Source organism: Rahnella sp. PAMC25617 (genome assembly GCF_050606005.1).
Classification (GTDB): Bacteria; Pseudomonadota; Gammaproteobacteria; order Enterobacterales; family Enterobacteriaceae; genus Rahnella; species Rahnella variigena.
Map to the genome: position 1 here is coordinate 1 of NZ_JBOCUM010000031.1, position 339 is coordinate 339.

Sequence of the window (339 nt, forward strand, 5' to 3'; positions counted from 1 at the left end):
TGCAGCGATGCATTGAGCTAACCAGTACTAATGACCCGAGAGGCTTAACCTTACAACACCAAAGGTGTTTTTATAGACTTGAAGTAGATTTTCAGCTGACTGTTCCGAGATTGGTTCGTATGGCGTAGTGTGTGAGAAATCATGGCATGATGCGGTATGGATGAAACAGAATTTGCCTGGCGGCAGTAGCGCGGTGGTCCCACCTGACCCCATGCCGAACTCAGAAGTGAAACGCCGTAGCGCCGATGGTAGTGTGGGGTCTCCCCATGCGAGAGTAGGGAACTGCCAGGCATCAAATAAGTGGAAAGCCCTGTACTGACGTACAGGGCTTTTTGCTAT

At 50.1% G+C, this 339-nt stretch carries 1 rRNA gene; it reads left to right on the forward strand.

Annotated features, from left to right (window positions below):
* Positions 1-175: 175 nt before the first annotated feature.
* Positions 176-291 (forward strand): 5S ribosomal RNA (rrf, locus tag ACM615_RS23710).
* Positions 292-339 lie beyond the last annotated feature (48 nt).